Origin of the sequence: Leclercia sp. Marseille-Q4284, from assembly GCF_916618945.1 — a bacterium.
GTDB lineage: Bacteria > Pseudomonadota > Gammaproteobacteria > Enterobacterales > Enterobacteriaceae > Enterobacter > Enterobacter tamurae.
Genome location: NZ_CAKAKG010000001.1, coordinates 1052571 through 1074873, shown reverse-complemented (window position 1 = coordinate 1074873; position 22303 = coordinate 1052571). Strand labels below are relative to the sequence as shown.

At 45.6% G+C, this 22303-nt stretch carries 18 protein-coding genes; 1 reads left to right on the top strand and 17 read right to left on the bottom strand.

The annotated features are described in order from the left end of the window. Positions 1 to 17 precede the first annotated feature (17 nt). Complete coding sequence (gene wzzB, locus LG383_RS04850; protein ID WP_225758467.1) at positions 18 to 998, bottom strand: LPS O-antigen chain length determinant protein WzzB; 981 nt, start codon at positions 996 to 998, stop codon at positions 18 to 20. 194 nt (positions 999 to 1192) lie between these two features. Here wzzB and LG383_RS04845 point away from each other — a divergent pair, with 194 nt between their 5' ends. Then, entirely contained in the window at positions 1193 to 2197 is a 1005-nt protein-coding gene (locus LG383_RS04845; RefSeq protein ID WP_225758466.1) for an NAD-dependent epimerase, read from the top strand. Between the two features lie 45 nt (positions 2198 to 2242). Here LG383_RS04845 and ugd read toward each other — a convergent pair whose 3' ends face one another. From ugd to wcaM, 16 genes are all read right to left on the bottom strand, one after another. After that, a complete protein-coding gene (gene ugd, locus LG383_RS04840) occupies positions 2243 to 3409 on the bottom strand; it encodes a UDP-glucose 6-dehydrogenase (RefSeq protein ID WP_106993475.1) in 1167 nt (388 codons plus the stop codon). A gap of 252 nt (positions 3410 to 3661) precedes the next feature. Continuing rightward, entirely contained in the window at positions 3662 to 5068 is a 1407-nt protein-coding gene (gene gndA, locus LG383_RS04835) for an NADP-dependent phosphogluconate dehydrogenase (protein ID WP_225758465.1), read from the bottom strand. A gap of 156 nt (positions 5069 to 5224) precedes the next feature. Beyond that, positions 5225 to 6280, bottom strand: a complete 1056-nt coding sequence (locus LG383_RS04830) for an acyltransferase (protein WP_225758464.1) — start codon at positions 6278 to 6280, stop codon at positions 5225 to 5227. 83 nt (positions 6281 to 6363) lie between these two features. After that, positions 6364 to 7791, bottom strand: a complete 1428-nt coding sequence (locus LG383_RS04825; RefSeq protein WP_225758463.1) for a phosphomannomutase — start codon at positions 7789 to 7791, stop codon at positions 6364 to 6366. Then, positions 7791 to 9212, bottom strand: coding sequence for a mannose-1-phosphate guanylyltransferase/mannose-6-phosphate isomerase (locus LG383_RS04820; protein WP_225758462.1), 1422 nt, complete (start codon positions 9210 to 9212; stop codon positions 7791 to 7793). The genes LG383_RS04825 and LG383_RS04820 overlap by 1 nt, the downstream gene beginning before the upstream one ends. A 1-nt stretch (position 9213) precedes the next feature. Next, positions 9214 to 10320 (bottom strand): glycosyltransferase, encoded by a 1107-nt coding sequence (locus tag LG383_RS04815; protein WP_225758461.1) that lies wholly within the window; start codon positions 10318 to 10320, stop codon positions 9214 to 9216. A 48-nt stretch (positions 10321 to 10368) separates the two neighbouring features. Further along, positions 10369 to 11493, bottom strand: coding sequence for a glycosyltransferase family 4 protein (locus LG383_RS04810; protein ID WP_225758460.1), 1125 nt, complete (start codon positions 11491 to 11493; stop codon positions 10369 to 10371). A gap of 208 nt (positions 11494 to 11701) precedes the next feature. Next, entirely contained in the window at positions 11702 to 13042 is a 1341-nt protein-coding gene (locus LG383_RS04805; protein WP_225758459.1) for a hypothetical protein, read from the bottom strand. Positions 13043 to 13061: 19 nt separating this feature from the next. Continuing rightward, positions 13062 to 13871: a hypothetical protein gene (locus LG383_RS04800; protein ID WP_225758458.1), complete on the bottom strand. Its 810-nt coding sequence runs from the start codon at positions 13869 to 13871 to the stop codon at positions 13062 to 13064. Between the two features lie 331 nt (positions 13872 to 14202). Further along, positions 14203 to 15030: a glycosyltransferase family 2 protein gene (locus LG383_RS04795; protein ID WP_225758457.1), complete on the bottom strand. Its 828-nt coding sequence runs from the start codon at positions 15028 to 15030 to the stop codon at positions 14203 to 14205. Further along, a complete protein-coding gene (locus tag LG383_RS04790; protein ID WP_225758456.1) occupies positions 15030 to 16265 on the bottom strand; it encodes a flippase in 1236 nt (411 codons plus the stop codon). The genes LG383_RS04795 and LG383_RS04790 overlap by 1 nt, the downstream gene beginning before the upstream one ends. A gap of 333 nt (positions 16266 to 16598) precedes the next feature. Further along, positions 16599 to 17477 carry a glucose-1-phosphate thymidylyltransferase RfbA gene (gene rfbA / locus LG383_RS04785; protein ID WP_225758455.1) on the bottom strand — a complete coding sequence of 293 codons (879 nt, stop codon included), beginning with the start codon at positions 17475 to 17477 and terminating at the stop codon, positions 16599 to 16601. 52 nt (positions 17478 to 17529) lie between these two features. Beyond that, complete coding sequence (rfbD, locus tag LG383_RS04780; RefSeq protein ID WP_225758454.1) at positions 17530 to 18429, bottom strand: dTDP-4-dehydrorhamnose reductase; 900 nt, start codon at positions 18427 to 18429, stop codon at positions 17530 to 17532. Next, complete coding sequence (gene rfbB / locus LG383_RS04775; protein ID WP_225758453.1) at positions 18429 to 19514, bottom strand: dTDP-glucose 4,6-dehydratase; 1086 nt, start codon at positions 19512 to 19514, stop codon at positions 18429 to 18431. The genes rfbD and rfbB overlap by 1 nt, the downstream gene beginning before the upstream one ends. A 326-nt stretch (positions 19515 to 19840) precedes the next feature. Then, positions 19841 to 20737 carry a GalU regulator GalF gene (gene galF, locus LG383_RS04770; protein WP_106993487.1) on the bottom strand — a complete coding sequence of 299 codons (897 nt, stop codon included), beginning with the start codon at positions 20735 to 20737 and terminating at the stop codon, positions 19841 to 19843. 178 nt (positions 20738 to 20915) lie between these two features. Further along, positions 20916 to 22301 carry a colanic acid biosynthesis protein WcaM gene (wcaM, locus tag LG383_RS04765; RefSeq protein ID WP_225758452.1) on the bottom strand — a complete coding sequence of 462 codons (1386 nt, stop codon included), beginning with the start codon at positions 22299 to 22301 and terminating at the stop codon, positions 20916 to 20918. Positions 22302 to 22303 lie beyond the last annotated feature (2 nt).

Genomic DNA, 22303 nt, shown 5'->3' with positions numbered 1-22303 from the left:
TTTTTTTTCAGTTTATATCAGGCTTTGGCCTGGTAGTTGCGAAGAGCATTACGACCTAATACAACACCGGAGCCGATGATTCCGCCCAGCAGTACCGCCAGAATCAGCACCAGCGAACGTTTAGGGCTATCACGACGAATCGGCAGGTCCGGCTTCATCACATAGCGATACGCATGGATGGTTGTCGGATCGATTTTCAGCTTCTGAATATCGAGCAGTTTCTGTTTGTTCTGATAGTAGCTGTCGGACAACGTCAGCGGACGCGATGACTCACGCGTGATCATCTCTTGTAACGCTTCAGTACCTAACAGGAACATCGTTTCCTGAGTCACATCCTGGGTTTGCTGGATTTTTGGCGTTGTAATGTTGGCCGCTTCAGCATACTTCAGGGCTTCCGAGATCTGTCTGATCCGCAGGTCTTTTTGCTCCTGGGCGATAGTCTCCTGGTTACCCAGCACATCATTCAAGCTGGTGACCTGCTGCTTGATGTTATCGTTGAGGTCAACCTGAAGCTCTTTTTGAATCAGCTCATCTACCTGCTGAATATACTGCGCCACCTGCTTTTGTGCCGCTTCGGCTGAATTACTCACATATTTGATACTTAAAGGGAAATTTTGACCTTTAACTGTAGGCTCGATTGTCAGCTTTTCCGCGTCAACCTTGTTTTCCAGCGTCTGGGACAATGCCGAGAAAGAGGCGTTATAACGAGTAATTACGCTCTCCTGAATATCAGTTAATTTTGGCGCATTACTTCCAAAAAGTGTATTTAGCGCATTGCTGTAGCCACCAATTTGGGCTGCATCAGGTTGAGTGATGATCGCGGTAGATGTCCACTTCTCTTTAGCAAAAACCAGGTACACACCAGCAATAATCAGGGCGATGGCGACAAACGCAGCAATTAACCATTTCCCACGCCACAGCTGTACCAATAGATCAATCAAATCAATCTGCTCAGGGTCACTGCTTCGCGTGACCACGTTATTGTTGTTCTGCGTCATATAATCCTTACAAGGCCAAAAAGCGCAAATAATAAAGTTTCAGATATAGTTTATCGATTGTTGACGGATTTTCTATAGGAATCCGATTAGCGATATCGAAAATATGATGTTTGGTAACCCTGCGCATCGCGTTATCATACCCCAAATCCGGTACTTAACGCACCGGACATGATAAGTAACAGATGAGGACAGTTATGAAATTTCTGGTCACTGGCGCAGCAGGCTTTATCGGCGCTCATGTCAGCAAGCGGCTCCTGGATGCCGGACATCAGGTTGTGGGTATCGATAACCTCAATGACTATTACGATGTGAACCTGAAGCAGGCGCGTCTTGATCTGCTCACCTCCGCGAACTTTAGCTTCCATAAGCTTGAGCTGGCCGACCGTGACGGTATGGCAGCTCTCTTTGCCGCTGAAAAATTCGACCGTGTGATCCATCTTGCCGCCCAGGCGGGTGTACGCTACTCCCTGGACAACCCGCATGCTTATGCCGAAGCCAACCTGGTGGGTCATCTGAACATTCTGGAAGGCTGTCGTCATAATAAGGTGCAGCACCTGCTGTACGCCTCTTCCAGCTCCGTTTACGGTCTGAACCGGAAGATGCCGTTCTCGACTGACGACTCCGTCGATCACCCGGTTTCCCTGTACGCCGCGACCAAAAAAGCCAACGAGCTGATGTCGCACACTTACTCCCATCTGTACGGCCTGCCGACCACTGGCCTGCGCTTCTTTACCGTCTACGGCCCGTGGGGTCGTCCCGATATGGCGCTGTTTAAGTTCACCAAAGCTATGGTCGAAGGCAAAAGTATCGATGTCTATAACTTCGGTAAGATGAAGCGCGATTTCACCTATATCGATGATATTACTGAAGCTATTGTTCGTCTGCAGGATGTTATTCCACAAGCGGACAGTAACTGGACGGTTGAGTCTGGCTCCCCGGCAACCAGTTCTGCGCCTTACCGAGTCTATAACATCGGTAATAGCTCACCTGTCGAACTGATGGACTACATCACGGCGCTGGAAGAAGCGTTAGGCATTGAAGCGGATAAAAACATGATGCCGATTCAGCCGGGTGATGTGCTGGAGACCAGCGCAGATACCACGGCGCTATATGAGGTGATTGGCTTTAAACCGCAGACCTCGGTTAAAGAGGGCGTGAAGAACTTCGTGGACTGGTATCGCGAGTTTTATAAGGTTTAAAAAAGAAGCCCGGCGATGATGCCGGGCTTCTTTGGTATCGATAAATCAGTCGCTGCCAAACAGATCGCGGGTATAGACCTTATCCGCTACGTCAGACAGTTCTTCTGCCATCCGGTTAGAGATGATCACGTCCGCTTCTTTCTTAAAGGCATCCAGGTCGCGAACCACACGTGAATGGAAGAATTCATCTTCTTTCATCACCGGTTCATAGATAATGACCTGAACGCCCTTCGCCTTAATACGCTTCATAATCCCCTGAATGGAGGAGGCGCGGAAATTATCCGACCCGCTCTTCATGATCAGACGATATACGCCCACTACTTTCGGCTGACGCGCCAAAATGGAGTCGGAGATGAAGTCCTTACGCGTGCGGTTGGCATCCACAATCGCAGAAATTAAGTTGTTCGGTACGGACTGGTAGTTAGCCAGAAGCTGCTTGGTATCTTTCGGCAGACAGTAGCCACCGTACCCGAAGGAAGGGTTGTTATAGTGGTTGCCGATACGTGGGTCGAGGCAGACGCCTTCGATGATCTGACGGGTATTCAGCCCCAGGCTCTCTGCGTAGCTGTCCAGCTCGTTGAAGTAGGCAACTCGCATCGCCAGATAGGTATTGGCGAAGAGCTTGATAGCTTCAGCTTCCGTCGCATCGGTGAACAGGACATTGATGTCCTTTTTAATGGCACCTTCCTGCAGCAGAGCAGCAAAACGTTCCGCACGCTCCGAGCGCTCCCCAATGACGATACGTGACGGGTGCAGGTTATCGTACAAAGCCCTGCCCTCACGCAGAAACTCTGGTGAGAAAATGACATTATCGATACCCAGCTCTTCTTTGATCGATTGGGTGAAACCAACAGGAATGGTCGATTTGATGATCATCACGGCGTTCGGGTTAATTGCCGTCACATCCTTGATCACCGCTTCCACGCTTGAAGTGTTGAAATAGTTGGTTTTTGGATCGTAGTCAGTTGGCGTCGCGATGATCACAAAATCCGCACCGCTGTAGGCGTCAACTTTGTCCGTAGTGGCGCGGAAATTCAACGGCTTATTGGTCAGATAATCCTGAATCTCTTTATCCACAATGGGGGAGATCTTCTGGTTCAGCATATCCACTTTGGCCTGCACGATATCCAGGGCCACCACTTCATGGTGCTGCGCAATCAGGATCCCGTTTGAGAGACCCACATAACCTGTTCCGGAGATTGTTATTTTCATTGGATTAACGTCTTTAAGTTAAGTGTCGGGAGCGACAACCGCCCCACCGCAATAAGCAACTTTTTGGGTTTTTACCGCGTATGCTGAGTTGATGTCAAGGCGAATGGCTGGCTGCAGGAAGGGACAATTATAGTGATTTATGCTGCAGTATAGCCTGTCGGATGAACCAGGTGAGGTAACACGGGGATATTGCGAATAAAAAAAACCCGGTGACGTTCACCGGGTCTCGCTACGTGACTGAGTTAAATCAGATTAATCCAGCCACTCGGTGTGGAACACACCTTCCTTATCGGTACGCTTATAGGTATGCGCACCGAAGTAGTCGCGCTGCGCCTGAATCAGGTTGGCAGGCAGCACGGCAGCACGATAGCTGTCGTAATACGCGACTGCAGCAGAGAAGGTTGGCACCGGAATGCCGTTCTGCACTGCGTAAGCCACAACGTCACGCAGCGCCTGCTGGTAATCATCAGCAATCTGCTTGAAGTATGGTGCCAGCAGCAGGTTAGCGATGTTCGCATTTTCAGCGTACGCATCAGTAATTTTCTGCAAGAACTGCGCACGGATGATACAACCGGCACGGAAAATCTTCGCTATTTCGCCGTAGTTCAGATCCCAGTTGTTCTCATCAGACGCGGCACGCAGCTGAGAGAAGCCCTGCGCGTAGGAGACGATTTTACCCAGGTACAGTGCGCGACGGACTTTCTCGATAAATTCAGCTTTATCGCCTGCCAGCTTCGCCTGCGGACCGGTCAACACTTTAGATGCTGCAACACGCTGCTCTTTCAGAGAGGAGATATAACGTGCGAAGACCGATTCGGTGATCAGAGACAGTGGCTCGCCCAGATCGAGTGAACTCTGGCTGGTCCATTTACCGGTACCTTTGTTCGCCGCTTCATCCAGAATCACATCAACAAGGTATTTACCCTCTTCATCTTTCTTCGTGAAGATATCTTTGGTGATGTCGATCAGGTAGCTGCTCAGCTCGCCGTTGTTCCAGTCAGTGAAGGTTTGCGCCAGTTCATCGTTGGAGAGGTTCAAACCGCCTTTCAGCAGAGAATAGGCTTCGGCAATCAGCTGCATATCACCGTATTCGATACCGTTGTGAACCATCTTCACATAGTGACCTGCACCGTCCGGACCGATATAGGTTACGCACGGCTCACCGTCTTCAGCAACCGCAGCGATCTTGGTCAGGATTGGCGCGACCAGCTCATAGGCATCCTTCTGACCGCCAGGCATGATGGATGGGCCCTTCAGCGCGCCCTCTTCACCGCCGGATACACCGGTACCGATGAAGTTAAACCCTTCAGCTGACAGTTCACGGTTACGACGAATAGTGTCGTGGAAGAAGGTGTTACCGCCATCGATGATGATGTCGCCTTTTTCCAGATACGGTTTCAGCGAGTCGATGGCTGCATCAGTGCCAGCGCCTGCTTTCACCATTAACAGGATACGACGAGGCGTTTCCAGAGATTCAACAAACTCCTGCACCGTATAGAAAGGAACGAGTTTTTTGCCTGGATTCTCGGCAATCACTTCTTCGGTTTTATCACGGGAGCGGTTGAAAACGGAGACGGTATAACCACGGCTTTCGATGTTCAGCGCCAGATTGCGCCCCATCACTGCCATACCGACGACGCCGATCTGTTGTTTGGACATTACATACTCCTGTCAGGTGTGGTCACTGCGAATCATAACGCAGATAAATGTTGTTATGATGTTAACCTATCTTAGGCGCTTTTGAATAGCATCAGCCTGCATTTACTTCGTAAAAGGGAACCTCAAAACTGATGATATTAAATACAATGATGAAGTCTAACCAAACTTTAATTTTTTTAACAATCTTAAAACAAAAACATTATCAATAATAAAGGAAAAGATTAGCGCGAGTATAAAAGCCATCACCGCCGTGAATACGGAATTAATGATATCGCTGCTGGTGGCCTTTTTGGTGAAACCACTGACAAAATACATCATAAACACATGCGTTAAATAGATACCATAGGTGTGCCTTGATGCTTTTGCAATCCATCGTGTTAACGGCCCCTCCCGTAGAGTTTGGAAAACTATAAAAAAACCGCAGGCGCAAAGTACCATATTAATGTCGATACCGTACGGTGCCTGGTTATTACCCGCCACTGTAAAGTTGAACCAAGTCAAAAATAGCGTTAGTGCGTAACCTGTAATACAGAGCCCGTAGGCATACTTCTTGTATTTAGTAAGATCCAAGCCATTAATAAGTCCACCGATGAGGAAATAGATGAACCAGCCATCTGAAATAAAAGGCAACGTAATGATGTATGCGTCCGGGAAGTAGCGTTTGATATAGAGCTGATACCAGCTAATGCAGAGTAAGAAAGCGATGGCCTTGAGTCTGATGCCTGGCTCAAGGCGCTGAATAACGTAGCCTACAAAGGGCGCAACCGTAATGGCCCCCAAGATCCAGTAAACAAACCAGAAGTGAAGTGAAACAAACATTGAACCATGCAAAGCGGGTCCGATAATGACCGCATGCAGGAACTCAGTTACGGTGGTCAATGAAAAGAAACCTGAAAGGGCATGATCGTCCCGGCCAAAATTAAAGTGCAACATAAAATAATGAATATAGGCATAAATTAAGAAAGGTATAACGATAGCGACAAATCTATTATAATAATATTTTTTCAAGCTAACAATTTTTTCATTAAGTGCAAAATAACCACTAATGATAAAAAAGCAGATAAATCCTGCACGTGACACTGACTGTAATATCAGTGCAGCTACATTCGTCTCCGCACCATCTGTATACTCCGGCGTTGAATGAATTAAAATTACCATAAATATAGCAAAGACTCTTAATACCTCAATCCCCTGCAATCTTGTAGCAATCATATATTTTCCATCAACCTGGGTCGGTTAAAAATAGGGCAACATAGTATGTTGCCCTATTCTTTTATACAAATTAATAATAAATATTATTCCGATAGCTTTTTCAGTTGGGTAAGCGTATGTTCGACCAGCGTCGCTGCGGCAGGCGCACTACTGCTTTCAGCATAGCACCGCAGCTCAGGGGCATTACCCGATGGACGCAGATGGATCACCGCATCATCACTGAAGGTGATTCGCAGGCCATCAGTGGTATCCACACTTTTGATGCCCAGGCTAAAACCAATAGAACGCATAAAAGTGCCCGGAGCCTGCTGGGCATCAGCAATAATCTGTTTGCTCAGCGCCGTGGAGAAGTTCTGGATACGATCTGAGTGGGTAAATCGCTGCGGCAGGTCCTGTAACAGATGCGACATCGGAACCTTTGCGGACACGGCGCTGGCTAAGAGCATCAGGAACGGCAACACGGCATCGCGAGTAGGCAGTGCGGTAATCGCATTATTGCCAAAGGTAATATCGCTACCGAGTAAAAAACCCCCGTTAGCTTCAAACCCGGCGATACGAGCGTAATCGGCGCTTAACCCGGCAAAAGCCGCAATGACATAGGGTGAACCAATTTTTGTTAGCTCGACATGCTTAAACAGGCCGGATTTTGCAATTGCGGTATTACAGCTGACCGGAACTGCCAGGGCCTCAATACGCAGCGCCTTTGCACAAAGCAGGCCCAGGATATCGCCTCGCAACCATTCGCCCTGTTCATCAGCCACAAGCGGACGATCCCCATCGCCATCAGTTGAGAAGATAGCATCGAGTTTAAGCCCGCTTGCCCATTTCAAGGCTTTTACTTTATCTTCTTCTGCGACTGCTTCGGTATCGATAGGTACAAACTCGTCGCTTCGGCCAATGCTAATCACTTCAGCCCCGAGTTGGGTCAGCATTTTGGCGTACAGCTCGCGTCCAGCACTGGAGTGCTCGTAAACACCGATGCGCTTGCCCGCCAGCGTATCGGCAGCAAACAGAGAAGTATAGCGAGCCATGTAGTTATCGGCGGCCAATGAAGACGCCGTCAACTCAGGCAGTGGTAGGGCAATGCTAAAAGCAGACTCGCGCTGCAAAATGCTGAGCTCATCAGCTTTGGTGATCTCACCATCGGGACGGTAAAATTTTAGCCCGTTACGATCGAATGGGATATGGCTGCCGGTAACCATAATGGCAGGGATTTCGTCTTGCAAAGACTGGTTAGCAAGCGCAGGAGTTGGGATCACACCGTAGTAAACCACCTTAAGCCCTTTAGCGATGATGGCCTGAGCGCATGCCTGGGCCATAGCATAGCTGCTCGGGCGGTTATCAATGGATAACGCGACGGTATCAAATATAAAATCTTCCGCCATAACATCAATAAAAGCGTGAGCAAATGCAGCACAGACTTCAGGTTTAAAATCGACGACCAGTCCTCGTGCGCCGCTGGTTCCAAACGCAATATTACTGCTGGCGATTATATGTCTGGAATTTAACATTATTTATTGTCCTTAATACGACCATACTTATCATCGAAGCGCACAATATCGTCACTACCAAGATAGGTTCCCGACTGGATTTCAATTACTTCTAACGGCACCTTTCCAGGGTTTTCCAGCGTATGTACGACCCCTACCGGAATAAACATTGATTCATTTTCAGAAACCAGGAAAACGTCATCGCCCCGCGTGACCTTAGCAGTCCCGGCAACAACCACCCAATGCTCTGCGCGGTGATAATGCATTTGTGTGGAGAGGCGCTCCCCTGGCTTAACGGTGATACGTTTGACCTGGTAGCGGCCGCCCTGATCGACCGAGTCATAACGTCCCCAAGGGCGATACTCTTCGCGGTGAGAGATATGCTCGCTGCGGTTTTCACGCTTTAGGACGTCAACAACCTTTTTTATGTCCTGAACCTGATCCTGTTTTGCAATTAGCAACGCGTCTTTCGTTTGTACAATTACCAGATCGTCAGCGCCAATTGTGGTCACCAGCGAGCTTTCAGCATAAACATAATTATTATTGCTATTGTGATAGATGACATCGCCGTGAGTAACGTTGCCATTGTCATCCTTGGTAGAGATGTCCCATAACGAGCTCCAGGAGCCAACGTCACACCACTGTGCATCCATTGGCACAACGACGCTGTGGCTGGTCTTTTCCATTACGGCATAGTCAACCGAGTCATCTGGACAAGCGGCAAAAACAGCTTCTTGAAGTCGGATAAAATCAAGATCGATGCATGCACCCGCCATCGCAAGCTTACAGGCGTTAAGGATGTCGGGCCGGAATTTTTCCAGCTCTGCCAGATAGACGCTGGCTTTAAACATGAACATTCCGCTGTTCCACAGGTAGTGCCCGTCACGTAAATAGGATTCTGCGGTGGTCTGATCAGGTTTTTCAACAAATTTATCAACCTTGTAGACCGACTCATCAATTGCCTCGCCCTGGCGAATGTAGCCGTAGCCGGTTTCAGCCCGTGAGGGCACAATGCCAAAGGTGACCATTTTACCTTCCGCCGCCTGCGTCTGCGCCTGAATTACACTGCTACAAAACGCATCGACATTCTGGATGACGTGATCAGCAGCCAGCACCAGCATAATAGGATTGTCACCATCTTTTAATGCATGTAGTGCTGCAAGGGCAATAGCCGGAGCCGTGTTGCGGCCGACAGGTTCGAGAATGATGTCAAAGTCGTTAATTCCCGCCTGGCGTAGTTGTTCAGCAACGATAAAGCGATGCTCATTATTGCTGATAATTAAAGGGATGCTGCACTCCAGGCTATTAAGCCGTAGCAGAGTAGCCTGCAGTAACGAAGCATCTTCTACTAATGATAAAAATTGTTTTGGATACAGAGAGCGCGAAAGGGGCCAGAGGCGTGTTCCGGAACCCCCTGCCATAATAACCGGTAATATTTTCATATTAAGCTCCCTCTATAACCTTGATGAGATAATCAACCATTTTGGACCTAGTATAATGCTGTTTAAAATACTCTTGTACTTGTCTTCTATTAATTGGGTGCTCGCGCAAATAATTAAAACTTGCTGCTAATGCCTGTGCGTTTTTCACCGGAACGACTAATCCCGTCACGTCATGTTTGTTGACCCATGCGACACCGGAGCCCGGGATATCAGTGGAGATAACTGGCGTACCGCAAGCCATCGCCTCAAGTTGCACCACACCATAGGCTTCAGAGCGCTCGACAGAAGGAAGGCAGAACACATCCGCTGCATTAAAGTAGGCCGGCAACTCCGTAGCAGAAATGCGTCCCAACATTTTTACCCGGTCCTGGAGTTTATACTCTTTGATCTTCGCTTCTAATTCCTGGGTTAACTCACCCTGACCGCCAATAAGAATAATATGATTTTCATCGAGATATCTTGCAGCTTCGATAAGATATTCAAAGCCTTTATAGTAGACATGACGACCTAATGAGAAAATGACAAATTTTCCGGCATAACGTTGTTTTATATGGGCGACAGCCTCTGGTGTAGCAACCATCTTTTCTTCATCGATACCGATAGGGATAACTTCAATCTTATTGAGATATTTCTGAAGATCCTCCGAAGCTTCAGCATACACGTGGCTGGTTGCAATAATTTTATAACAGCGAGAGAGTAAATAGTTCTGCAGCGGGATAAATGGAATTTTAAGATATTTTTGCTTTACTATATCACTATGCCAATGAACAATGATTTTACTATCTTTACGCGGCTTAAATAATAAAAAAGCAAGTAGCGCAAGAGGATTGGGCAAATGAATATGAATAACATCATAATTATTTCTTATTTTTTGCCAGAACTTGATAAATTCAAAAGAAATATAAGTACTTGCCAAATGGACGAGGTTGGCGCACCGATAAACATTTACGTTATCGATAACTTCTTTTGAAGAGTTGTTTTTTTCCGATACACATAACACATCAACAGCGTAGCCTTCTTGGTTCAGTACTGTCGATATATCATAAACCACCGTCTCGATCCCCCCCCAGAATGGAGGATACAGCTTACTTACTTCTAGAATACGCACATATACCTCTTTGAAAAAAATAAAATTCTAATTTTCATTAAACAGTTGTCAGTTAAATATTTTTTTAAAATACTCTTCACATGCATGATCAGAGTAATATTTCTTAAATAATTTCCTTGTTGATGAAACGTTAATCCGTGTGTCTCTGGCATGTCTAATGGCTGTAATGTACTCTTTTTTACTGCTGCAGCTGATAATATCAGGACTCGTCAGCGACTGCTCGTACCCAATCAGAGTAAAAGTTGAAGCGATGATTTTTTTATTGTATTTAAGTGCTTCAGCAACTTTAACTTTCATGCCCCCACCAATGGATATGGGTGATAAAATTACATCAACATTTTTATAAAAATCTTCCAGCGACTCCACAAAGCCGCTGATGACGACATTGGGCTTGCCTAATTTTGCTGCGTAATTCTCGAATCCGTTACCAGCGATAACAAATTGTACTTGGCTATCCTCAGCAAACGCGGGGGCAATATGTCGAGAGATATATTTCGCAGCTTCAGTATTCGCATAAAAGGCTGTGCCGATAAAGCCAACAATGAAAGGCTTGGTCTGCGCGAGATCAGTTCCGTAAAGCACACTATCCGCGATGGGCTCATCTACTATGCAAACTGGGACGCAGTAGTCCGCTTTCCTTTGGTAGAGCTTAAAAAGCCGGTCCGAATCGGCCTGATGCAGGGCTATCAATAGATCACTGTATTTAACTGCTTTTTTTTCTGCTACGGTTGTTGAAAAAAACGATGGTAAATAATGGATTTTACCACTCTTAAGGCGATCCTTTTCAAAATCAACTTCAGCATTATGGAAAAAGGTGACTACTTTGATAGCAGGATTTCTCTTTTTACACCACTCCGCTACGCTTCCCAATAGGCTTGAATCAAGATATAGAATAGTCGGTTGATATTCTTGAATAATTCCTTTAATTTTGTTGAAAATTTCAGCATTTAGCCTACCCGCGAAGCCACATAAATTGTTTATGGCTGTCTGAACTTTTGAGCTCTTAGCCAGTAATTCCCAAGCATAGTTATGCTCTTTTTTCCTGACTATCGCGATCTCTTTGATCTGCAGGCTTTCGTTGGCTTTCAATGCCTTTAAATTTGCCCTGGAAACAATACTCCCGCCATAGTTTGAACTTTCCAGAGACATTGATATATAAAGCATTTTTCCCATTATCATTTACCCGGTGATGGCTCTAATTAATTAAATTCAATGTATAAAGCTCGCTTTAAAGTAGGCGTATAGTCAGCGTTACCTTTCATCGTTATCATTGTCAGTCTGCTCAAATTTTCGCCGTTAGCAGTTCCTAAAAATAACGATCGGTTTTGTTGTCAGAGCATAGCCGCATTATTCAGCTCTTTATTGAACAAGATATGTTGTCTTAATGCTGCTCAACGCTATTTGCTCTTAATACTTTTTTATTTAAACTATTCACAACGATAAAGGGCAAAAGAAATGTATATAGTACCTCCATGTTTACAGCTAATAAAATTGACAGGAGAGAGTACCACATAGTTACGCGCAGCATTATTTTATGATAGTGACCAGCGTTACTGGCCTTAATATCCAGAAAAGCATTTTTGTAAAGCATAAAATAAAATATGACGCTTATAAATCCGCTATGAACAATAGAAAACAATATGCCAGATTTCGCGGCTAGATAATCGCCGGTATCAATCATATTATTAATTTCGAGCAGGTTAAGTTGAAAAGGTACCAGACCACTGGATAAGCTTATCGCAAAATTGAGAGGATCGACAAACCAGGCGGTGTAAGTACCATATCCTTCACCCAAGGGGTAAAAGAACAAGCTGCAGATCGCCCATAACGAGGTGATCATACGTGTGCTCACGCTGGTGAAATTTTCTATATCTACTGTCAAAGCAGGCAATACTTTGTTAAGAAAAATATATACTGCCGCTGCAGCAACCGGAACAAGCACAATGAGAGATTTTAATTTCTGTATTAACGTCATATTAAAATAGAAGACCAGAAGCGCGCCAAGCATCATCAACATCAACGAGGACTTAGAGCCAATAAGCAGGTTTCCTACCAGCAGCGCGCCCCAAAGGATGAGCCTGACGATGCTGACGTTACTGAGTGTTATTGCCAGCAATAAAAAGATATTAAACGTGAAAGCCGCTATTGACGGTTCAGGTGATAACACCCGCAGGCGTGAACCAACCTCATATCCCTCCATGCTCAAATGGATTGGTGCGAGTACATTCGGCATAACATATTCGACAGCAATAATAACTGTCAGAAAAAAAGCAATCAAAATAATAGATTTTGCGAAAAAATCCCAAGATACCGACAGCAGCGCATAACCTGCACAGAAAACTGTCAAGAAATAGAAAAAGTAATATGAAGAAGCAAAGAAATGCTTGTTAAGGACAGACACACCATAAGCGTTTAACATAGTCCCTTCAGCAAAATAATAATAGACACACTGAATAAAGGATATACTAAAGGTCACCAAAAAATAAATCATAAAGAGACGACTGTATTTATCTAAATATAGATAAAATTTATTATTAATAACAAATAACACAAACATTATCAATGTTACGGCCCACATAGGACTTGCGCCTAGCGTGCCTAAAAATTGCTGTAAGGGCAAATCGTTTAGGGTCATCGCAAGGAGTATGATCAGTAAACATAGTGATGCGAATCTGGAATATTTTCTGCCCGGAGCGCTTATTTCAATGTTATTGGTATTCATCAATTTATGTCACTTATTATCATTTATGGCGTTTGCAAAAAATGTAAAGTCTATTGCGCAGCGAGTTATATATTCTGCCCGGTTTCCCTTTATAGATATCCTCTACAAAGAGATCGCTTTTAAGCGCCTTATGGGTCAATAACTTTTCATTAATGATAGCCTTAAGCTTGAACAAGAGAATTGCTGGAGAGATTTTACCCGCTTTGTACCATCCGTTGCCGCTAACCGGAAAAAGCCAGTGACTAAGATGCTGGTTAAGGTTTTCCGAAAAGAGGGGTACATCTACCTTCCGCTGTGCCAGCCCACTCTCGATTTGGGCGAGGTGTTTGTTACTAATTGTCGACGCATAGTTCAAAGGAAGCAACTTATCGATGTTTTCCATACGGCTCATGAAAACATAGGATGAGATCCATGCGGTCAATGGTAGCTCATTGACAGAAAAGACCGCGCCAGTCCTATTTAACTCGCCATAGAAACTATTGCAGGCGCAGTGTGCTATCGCCCTGCGGTAGAGTATTCTATCGTAGAAAGTGAAAAAGCGATGGTGGCAGAAAGTATCATTCATGAAAATAACGATATCATCGCTGCGTGGCGTACTGTTTTCCGCCAGAAATGCATAACCTTCATCCCAAGCTGAAAATTCACCCGCTACGTTGCTGCCTCTAAGCCAATTTATATTTCCTTCAGACTCATTTTGAGGGAGCAGCTTGCCGCTATTGTCTACAAATAAAACATGAAAATCCGTTTTATTAAAGATAGCAAATATCTCTTTTTTTACTTTTTCGAAATAGTGCGGATAATAAAGAGCGACAATAATATAAGCTTTCATAATTAGTTTTTAATAAATTAAATAAGGTTTAAAGATAACACTGCCGGTTCGAAAATTTAAACCACATAGCTGTAATAAAATTATGTAAAGTTGACATGCTCTACAAAAGATGATTTTAAAAGACTCAGGATCGAAAGCACCACAGGCACGATGATGAAAAAAATGATATTCTTTCATTCGGTATTATTAAATATTTACGCCCGAATTTTTTTCTAAACTAATAAAGTGTATAGTGGATATGTGCTTCGTTTAGTTAGTGAGGGGATGTATTTTGTCTCACATAGATTGAATCAATATACTGCGCCTACCCTCTTATCAGGTATAACATTCGTCATTTTATTTTTCCCAATTTATTTTTCTTATAATCAAAATACCCTCTAGCAACATTAATTATCTTTTCAAGTTTATTGCTTTCAAAAAGTATAATGCTAATCAAGAGGTGAATATTATCTTTTATATATCTACGTGTATATGCAGGATATCTTTTTCTCACAACTAATCGATTTCGAATAATATAATATTTCCTTACTGGACTGTGATGCATTACATGAAATTTATAATTAAATATAAAATTATGGATTTTACTATTCCCTAAGGAATGAGCCATGCGCACATTTGAAAGTAGAAAAATCTTATAGTTAGCCTGCATTAATTTAAAGCAAAAATCATGATCTACTTCATCGATAAAAAGCTCATCATCAAAACCACCAACTTGCTTGTAGGCGTGAAGATTAACGATGTTCCCTGAAGTGATAACTTTTTCCACGAACCCATGGGGTTGTAAATCAGATGTTCTCGGTGCAACTATCGCGATATCTTTATAGACTTTTACTTTAGCTTCAAACTCATTAACTAACGTTGTTATTTCATGCTCAGGAAAAGTTGAATCCTGATCCATTGTCATAACCCATTCAAACCCATCTTCAATCGCAAATAGACAACCTTTATTTAATGCAGAAGCAATACCAATATTAGTTAGATTTGGATGATATTCGATCTTCTCCGCAGAAAAGTCTTGAGTGTTCAATAAACCGGAATTATCTCTATCGGAGTTATCGACTATATAAATTTTATCTACATGAGCATAATAAGACTTAATGTTATTTAATTCTTTTTTTGATGGATTGTACCAAACAACTACACAACCTAGAGCAGGCATTATAAGTCACTCCATATATTTCTGACCTTGTAGATAATTAACAACATAATTAACACTTCCGTAATTAAAACAGAAATAGCTGCACCTTCTGCCTGATAATTATATATAAATGGGAATATGATTAGTGTGTTAATTACGGCACCAAGCCAAACAATTTTACTGAATGCCTTTTTCATACCCATCGTCAGCATACCCTGCACTCCCAGAACATTACTTATACTGATAATGAACACCAGGGGTGAAATCAACTTCAATAAAAAAACAGCTTCAGTATATTGCTTACTATATAGAACCAGTATTATTTTTTCGGCAAAAATAAATATGCACAATGAAATCAAAAATGCCGCCGCGCATTGTATTTTAAACAAACCTTTAATTAATCTTATTGCTTTAACTTTGTCACTTGACATCAACGCACTTATTCTAGGATAAAATACCTGCGTAACCGGCCCCATCAATCCTTGAACTGCCTGCCTGATTTTATCAGCGGCAACATACTGCCCAACAGTTTCAGGCTTGGTCATGAAACCTAAAAAAACTGGAATGCTATTGATATACAAATTACCTGCTATATTTGATAAAAATATATGCCAGCCCCCGGTCATAGCTTCATTAATATGCTCTATATTTGGCCTGCGAAAATCTACCCAACGTTCATGGTACACAATAATCAGACTAAACAATGTAGCCAGTACTATCCCAAAACTTGTTACTAATGCAGCAATCCAGACATCTTGCGGGGACTGTACTAGTAAAAATGTTGCAGGCAACGTTAAAGTCCGGGCTATTATATTATAAATGGCCATGCGCCCCATTTTCTCTTTACCCTGAAAGAGCCATGAAGGTAAAAATGCCATTCCAATTACGCTAACGAAAGATGCAAAAACAATATCATCATTCTTTTTAAGAAGCGGCACAAACTGCATAGCGATTAATAATATAACTCCGCTTAAAATCAATAACGCAATTTTACAGTAAATAACTGACCAGAATATCTCACTGACTTTATTTTTGTTATCCTTATGGATAGCTATCTCTTTAGTAGCCGAAAAATCGAATCCATATTGCGTCAGCAGTATAAAATATTGAATTAATGCTAATGAGAACCCTAAATTACCATAGCCTGCGGGCCCCAAGACTCTGACGAGGTATGGAAGAGTGACCAGAGGTAAAATATAACCTACACCCTGAACTAAAAAAAGAGATATGATGTTTTTTAAAATTGATTTATCCAAATTTTGAAGCATCCTAATAGAGACTGTTTACATTGCAGTAAATAATAATACATTTTAATTGGGAGAAGTAAGGGTATTTATTATTAGTGAATTAGTAACCTTGCTTTTTACAATAACGCATTTTCCTTATGCATAATACTTAGACTGGTGGTGCAATTCGAGCCACTTACCTTTAATTTTTTGATGTAATTCCCTGGGATAGCATTCAAGACAAGCCGAATTCCCTTCAAATAATTTAAATAATATCTCTTATTGCTGTAATCACGTTCTTCAGTCGGACCGTTAGGGAAGGATTTATTATACCCGAAATCTTAGTGTTAACGATGCTGGTTGTTAATAACCTTTTATTATTTTTAGGAGATACTGGCCATAAGCATTTTTCTTTAACGGTTCAGCCAGTTTCCTGACCTGCTCCGCATCAATAAACCCTTTGCGATACGCAATCTCTTCCGGACACGCCACCTTCAGCCCCTGGCGCTCTTCAATAGTCGCAATGAAGTTGCTGGCTTCAATCAGGCTTTGATGCGTACCGGTATCCAGCCAGGCGAAACCGCGTCCCATCATGGCAACGGACAGACGCCCCTGCTCCATATAAATTCGGTTGATGTCTGTAATTTCCAGTTCACCACGCGGAGACGGCTTAAGGCTTTTCGCCATCTCAACAACGCTGTTGTCATAGAAATAGAGCCCGGTTACGGCGTAATTACTTTTTGGCTCAACCGGTTTTTCTTCGAGGCTGACAGCAATACCGTCTTTATCAAACTCTACGACACCATAGCGCTCAGGATCGTTCACGTGATAAGCAAAGACGGTAGCACCGCTTTCTTTACTTACCGCGGAGTCCATCAACTTCGGCAGATCATGGCCATAGAAGATGTTGTCACCCAACACCAGCGCACAGTCGTCCTCACCAATGAACTCTTCGCCCAGGATAAAGGCCTGTGCCAGACCGTCCGGACTCGGCTGGACTTTATATTGCAGGTTAATTCCCCACTGACTGCCATCACCCAGCAATTGCTCAAAACGTGGAGTATCCTGAGGAGTACTGATAATCAGAATATCGCGAATACCCGCCAGCATAAGCGTGGACAGCGGGTAGTAAATCATCGGCTTGTCATAGATGGGCAGCAGTTGTTTGCTGACAGCCATAGTGACCGGGTACAGACGAGTTCCGGAGCCACCGGCTAAAATAATCCCTTTACGCGTTTTCATTTCATCATCTCTATATGTGCAAAATGCCCGTAAACGGGCATTAAATTTAAGGTCAGACCGCAGTAGTCGTAAACAGCTCAGCCAGCATACGTTTTACGCCGATATCCCATTGAGGTAATACCAGATCAAAGTTTTGCTGGAATTTTTCCGTGTTCAGACGGGAGTTATTTGGGCGACGTGCAGGGGTAGGATAAGCACTGGTAGGTACCGCGTTGAGCTTAGTAATCGCCAGCTCAATGCCAGCCTTACGCGCTTCGTCAAATACCAGCGCGGCGTAGTCGTGCCATGTGGTCACGCCACCTGCAACCAGGTGATAGAGCCCTGCGACTTCAGGTTGTTTCATAGCCACACGAATCGCATGCGCCGTGCAATCTGCCAACAGTTCAGCGCCTGTTGGTGCACCAAACTGATCGTTGATGACCGACATCTCCGGGCGTTCTTTGGCAAAACGCAGCATGGTTTTGGCAAAGTTATTCCCTTTGCCCGCGTAAACCCAACTGGTGCGGAAAATTAAGTGACGGGCACAATTTTCCTGCAGAGCTTTTTCACCGGCGAGTTTGGTTTCGCCATACACGTTCAAAGGTGCAGTGGCATCCGTTTCCCGCCACGCATTTTCACCATCGCCAGGAAAAACGTAATCGGTAGAATAGTGTACAACCCAGGCACCGATTTTTTCAGCCTCTTTGGCAATGGCTTCCACGCTTGTGGCGTTCAGCAACTGCGCGAATTCGGGCTCAGACTCGGCTTTATCTACGGCGGTATGGGCCGCCGCGTTGACGATGACATCCGGCTTAATGCGGCGCACGGTTTCAGCAATACCTTCAGGATTACTGAAATCACCGCAATACTCGGTAGAGTGAACATCGACGGCAATCAGGTTACCTAGCGGGGCGAGCGAACGCTGCAGCTCCCAACCCACCTGCCCTGTTTTGCCGAACAAAAGGATATTCATTACTGACGTTCCCCGTAGTTCTGTTCAATCCAGGATTGATAGTTACCGCTTTTCACGTTCTCCACCCACTGGGTGTTGGCCAGATACCACTCCACCGTTTTACGGATCCCGCTCTCAAAGGTTTCCTGCGGCTTCCAGCCTAAGGTCTGGCTAATCTTATCGGCATCAATGGCATAACGACGGTCATGGCCCGGGCGGTCAGTTACGTAGGTAATTTGATCGCGATATGAGCCCTCTTTCGGCACAATTTCATCAAGCAGATCGCAAATGGTATAAACCACATCCAGGTTCTGTTTCTCGTTGTGGCCGCCGATGTTGTAGGTCTCGCCTGGCTGACCCTGAGTTACCACGGTATAGAGCGCACGGGCGTGATCTTCAACATACAGCCAGTCGCGGATCTGATCGCCTTTACCGTAAATCGGCAGCGCTTTACCGTCCAGCGCATTCAGGATCACCAGCGGGATCAGTTTTTCCGGGAAGTGGTAAGGACCGTAGTTGTTCGAGCAGTTGGTCACGATGGTCGGGAACCCGTAGGTACGCAACCAGGCGCGTACGAGGTGATCGCTGGAGGCCTTCGAGGCCGAATACGGACTGCTTGGCGCATAGGCCGTCGTCTCGGTAAACAGCGGTAGCTCAGTAGACGCTGGGTGTTCATCCGGGTGCGGCAGATCGCCATACACTTCATCGGTGGAGATATGGTGGAAACGGAATGCTTTCTTCGCCTCTTCGCCAAGCGTTGACCAGTACGCACGGGCCGCTTCCAGCAATACGTAGGTGCCGACGATATTGGTCTCGATAAAGGCAGCCGGGCCAGTAATGGAACGGTCAACATGGCTTTCCGCCGCCAGGTGCATCACCGCATCAGGCTTATGCTCGGCAAAAATACGATCCATCGCCGCTTTATCGCAAATATCAGCATGCTCAAATGCGTAACGCGGGCTGGCGCTCACGTCAGCCAGAGATTCCAGGTTACCTGCATAGGTTAATTTATCGACATTAACGACTTCATCCTGAGTGTTTTGAATAATATGTCGGACAACCGCAGAGCCGATAAAACCAGCACCGCCAGTAACAAGAATTTTCACGCGTTATTTTCCGTAGATTGAATAGTTCAGACACGCTACCGCCCCTGGCTTAACAGCTACCAGTGCACTGAACGTGGTTCATAATAGGGATATGTTGTCGTCTGACCCCGGCAAAATGGCGCCAGATCAGCATTCAAGTCAATTAATAATTGTCGTCTTAAATGCCAGCAGAAACAAGGGAAAAAAACAGGCTAACAATACAAAAAAGCAGCAATTAACTGACTGAAATTTAAGAAAATATTTAAAAAGAAAACGGCAGTGTCATTCTCATGGCCTATGAAAGCCCGGAATGATCCACTGCCGTTTAGTCAACGACCAACCAATCGTTAATCGTTGGTTAATAGTTTCTTCATGCTTTCCCGGAACTTCTGCCCTTCTTTCAGGTTACGAAGGCCATACTGAACAAAGGCTTGCATGTATCCCATCTTCTTACCGCAGTCGTAGCTGTCACCGGTCATCAGCATGGCGTCCACAGACTGCTTATTCGCCAGTTCCGCGATAGCATCCGTCAGCTGAATACGATCCCAGGCGCCTGGCTCGGTACGCTCCAGCTCAGCCCAGATTTCAGCGTTAAGCACATAGCGACCCACGGCCATCAGATCGGAGTCGAGCGTCTGCGGTTGATCCGGTTTCTCAATAAACTGAACAATACGGCTGACCTGACCTTCTGAATCCAGCGGCTCTTTGGTCTGAATCACCGAGTATTCGGACAGATCGCCCTTCATGCGCTTCGCCAGTACCTGGCTGCGGCCGGTTTCGTTGAAACGGGCAACCATGGCTGCAAGGTTGTAGCGCAGCGGATCGGCAGAGGCGTTATCCAGAATAATGTCCGGCAGAACAACCACAAACGGGTTATCGCCGACCACAGGACGCGCGCACAGGATAGAGTGACCGAGCCCAAGCGGTTGCGCCTGGCGAACGTTCATAATGGTCACACCTGGCGGGCAGATGGACTGCACTTCCGCCAGCAGCTGACGCTTAACGCGCTGCTCCAGAAGGGCTTCAAGTTCGTAGGAGGTGTCGAAATGGTTTTCCACCGCATTCTTCGAAGAATGGGTTACCAGAACGATTTCTTTGATCCCTGCAGCAACAATCTCGTCGACGATGTACTGAATCATCGGCTTGTCAACGATCGGCAGCATCTCTTTAGGAATGGCTTTTGTGGCCGGGAGCATATGCATGCCCAGACCGGCTACCGGAATAACCGCTTTCAAATTAATCATATTTCTTCCACCTTAAAATGGTTGCCGAATTATAGCTCTTTAGCCTGGTTTCGCCAGCACGATTTGCTACAAATCAGGCGTAGATGTTACGCCGCTGCCAGACGAATACCAGTGGATGCAGTCCGAATCCGCGCGCTTAAATTCCAGGAATCTTCGCAAAATGGTGTTTGGTTAATATTTAGCGCTTCGGCAGATTAAAATTCAGCCGTTCCGTATTAATCGTGTGCTGATCGATGCGGTCGATATCCACCGAACTTTGGCCTTTCTCATTAACCGCATTAATGTTCGCCAGTGAGAGCAGCGTCTCTTCCCGGGCCATAAATTTCCCACGCACATCCTTGCGCAGGTCAAAATTCAGCTTCAGTGCGGGTCCGACAGTGGCATCCTGCATCACGTTGATATTACGCATAAAAAGATGCTGCGGTTTATTATGCAGCTCCAGCGTAGCGCGCTTCATTTCGAGATTGGTGATCGCCACGAACGAGGTGGCATTGCCGGAAGAGATCTGTATTCCGCGCAATTTACGTGCAAGCTTCTGGTTGTCGAGATGAATATTGTTGAGGCGAAAATTCTGCGGGATCGACAAATAGTTGCCTTTGATCACCCCGTAACCAATTAACATGCCTGCGCTGTCGATCATTTCTACGTTATCGATGACAAAATTATCGCAGCCATATATTGCTACCGTGGCGTTATCAATCCCCGCTTTCTTGCTAAAGTCCGGGGTGATATTTCGGGCTTTAACATTACGGATAATAAAGTGTTTACCATTCTCGACATGCACTAGCTGGCGGCAGTTGCTGCCGGTGATATTGGCGACGACAAAGTTCTTCACCGCCTGGTCTTCCGGGTAGGCATTGTCATAGGTGCTGCCGGCCAGCCCGATGCCGATCCCCCAGTTAATCTTGCCGTTGGTGCAGTCGATATGGTCGATAACGTGGTCAGAGATCAGGATGTTCTGGTCGTTGATCGCCACGTTCCACTCAATGGCATCGCCCTGCAGATAGCTGAAGTGGCAGTTGGTGATTTTGGCGCCATCCACCTGGTTGTGGAACCCCTGACGCAGGATCGCATAGTTGGCTTTCGTCACCCGCAGGTTGTCGATCAGCAGGTTGCGCATCAACCGCGGCTTTTTACCGCCGATGTAAATCTGGGTCACCGGGCCATAACCGCTCATCGCCAGCCCCTGAATCACGCAGTCGGAGCCGCGGACGTCGAGGGTGATATTTTCGCTACGCCCCTCCCCTTCGCCAATGACTTTACTGCCATCCTGAAGAACCAGCCGCCCGCGCCCGTTACCGGTCAGCGCGCCGCGGATGCGCAGGGTTTTACCTTCGGGGATAAAAATGGCGGTATTGATGTTGTCGCAGGTCAGCCCGGCGGGCACCACCACGGTATCGCCGTCGGTAAAGGCCTTCTTGAACGCCGCGATCCAGTCACGATGGTTATAGCGGCTGATATCGACCGTGCTGCTGGTGGCGGCGGCCCGCACGCCGATCAGCGGTGCGGCAGCCAGGACGGAACAGGTGGTGACAAACGCGCGTCGCGTCATCTCTTTCGGCATAT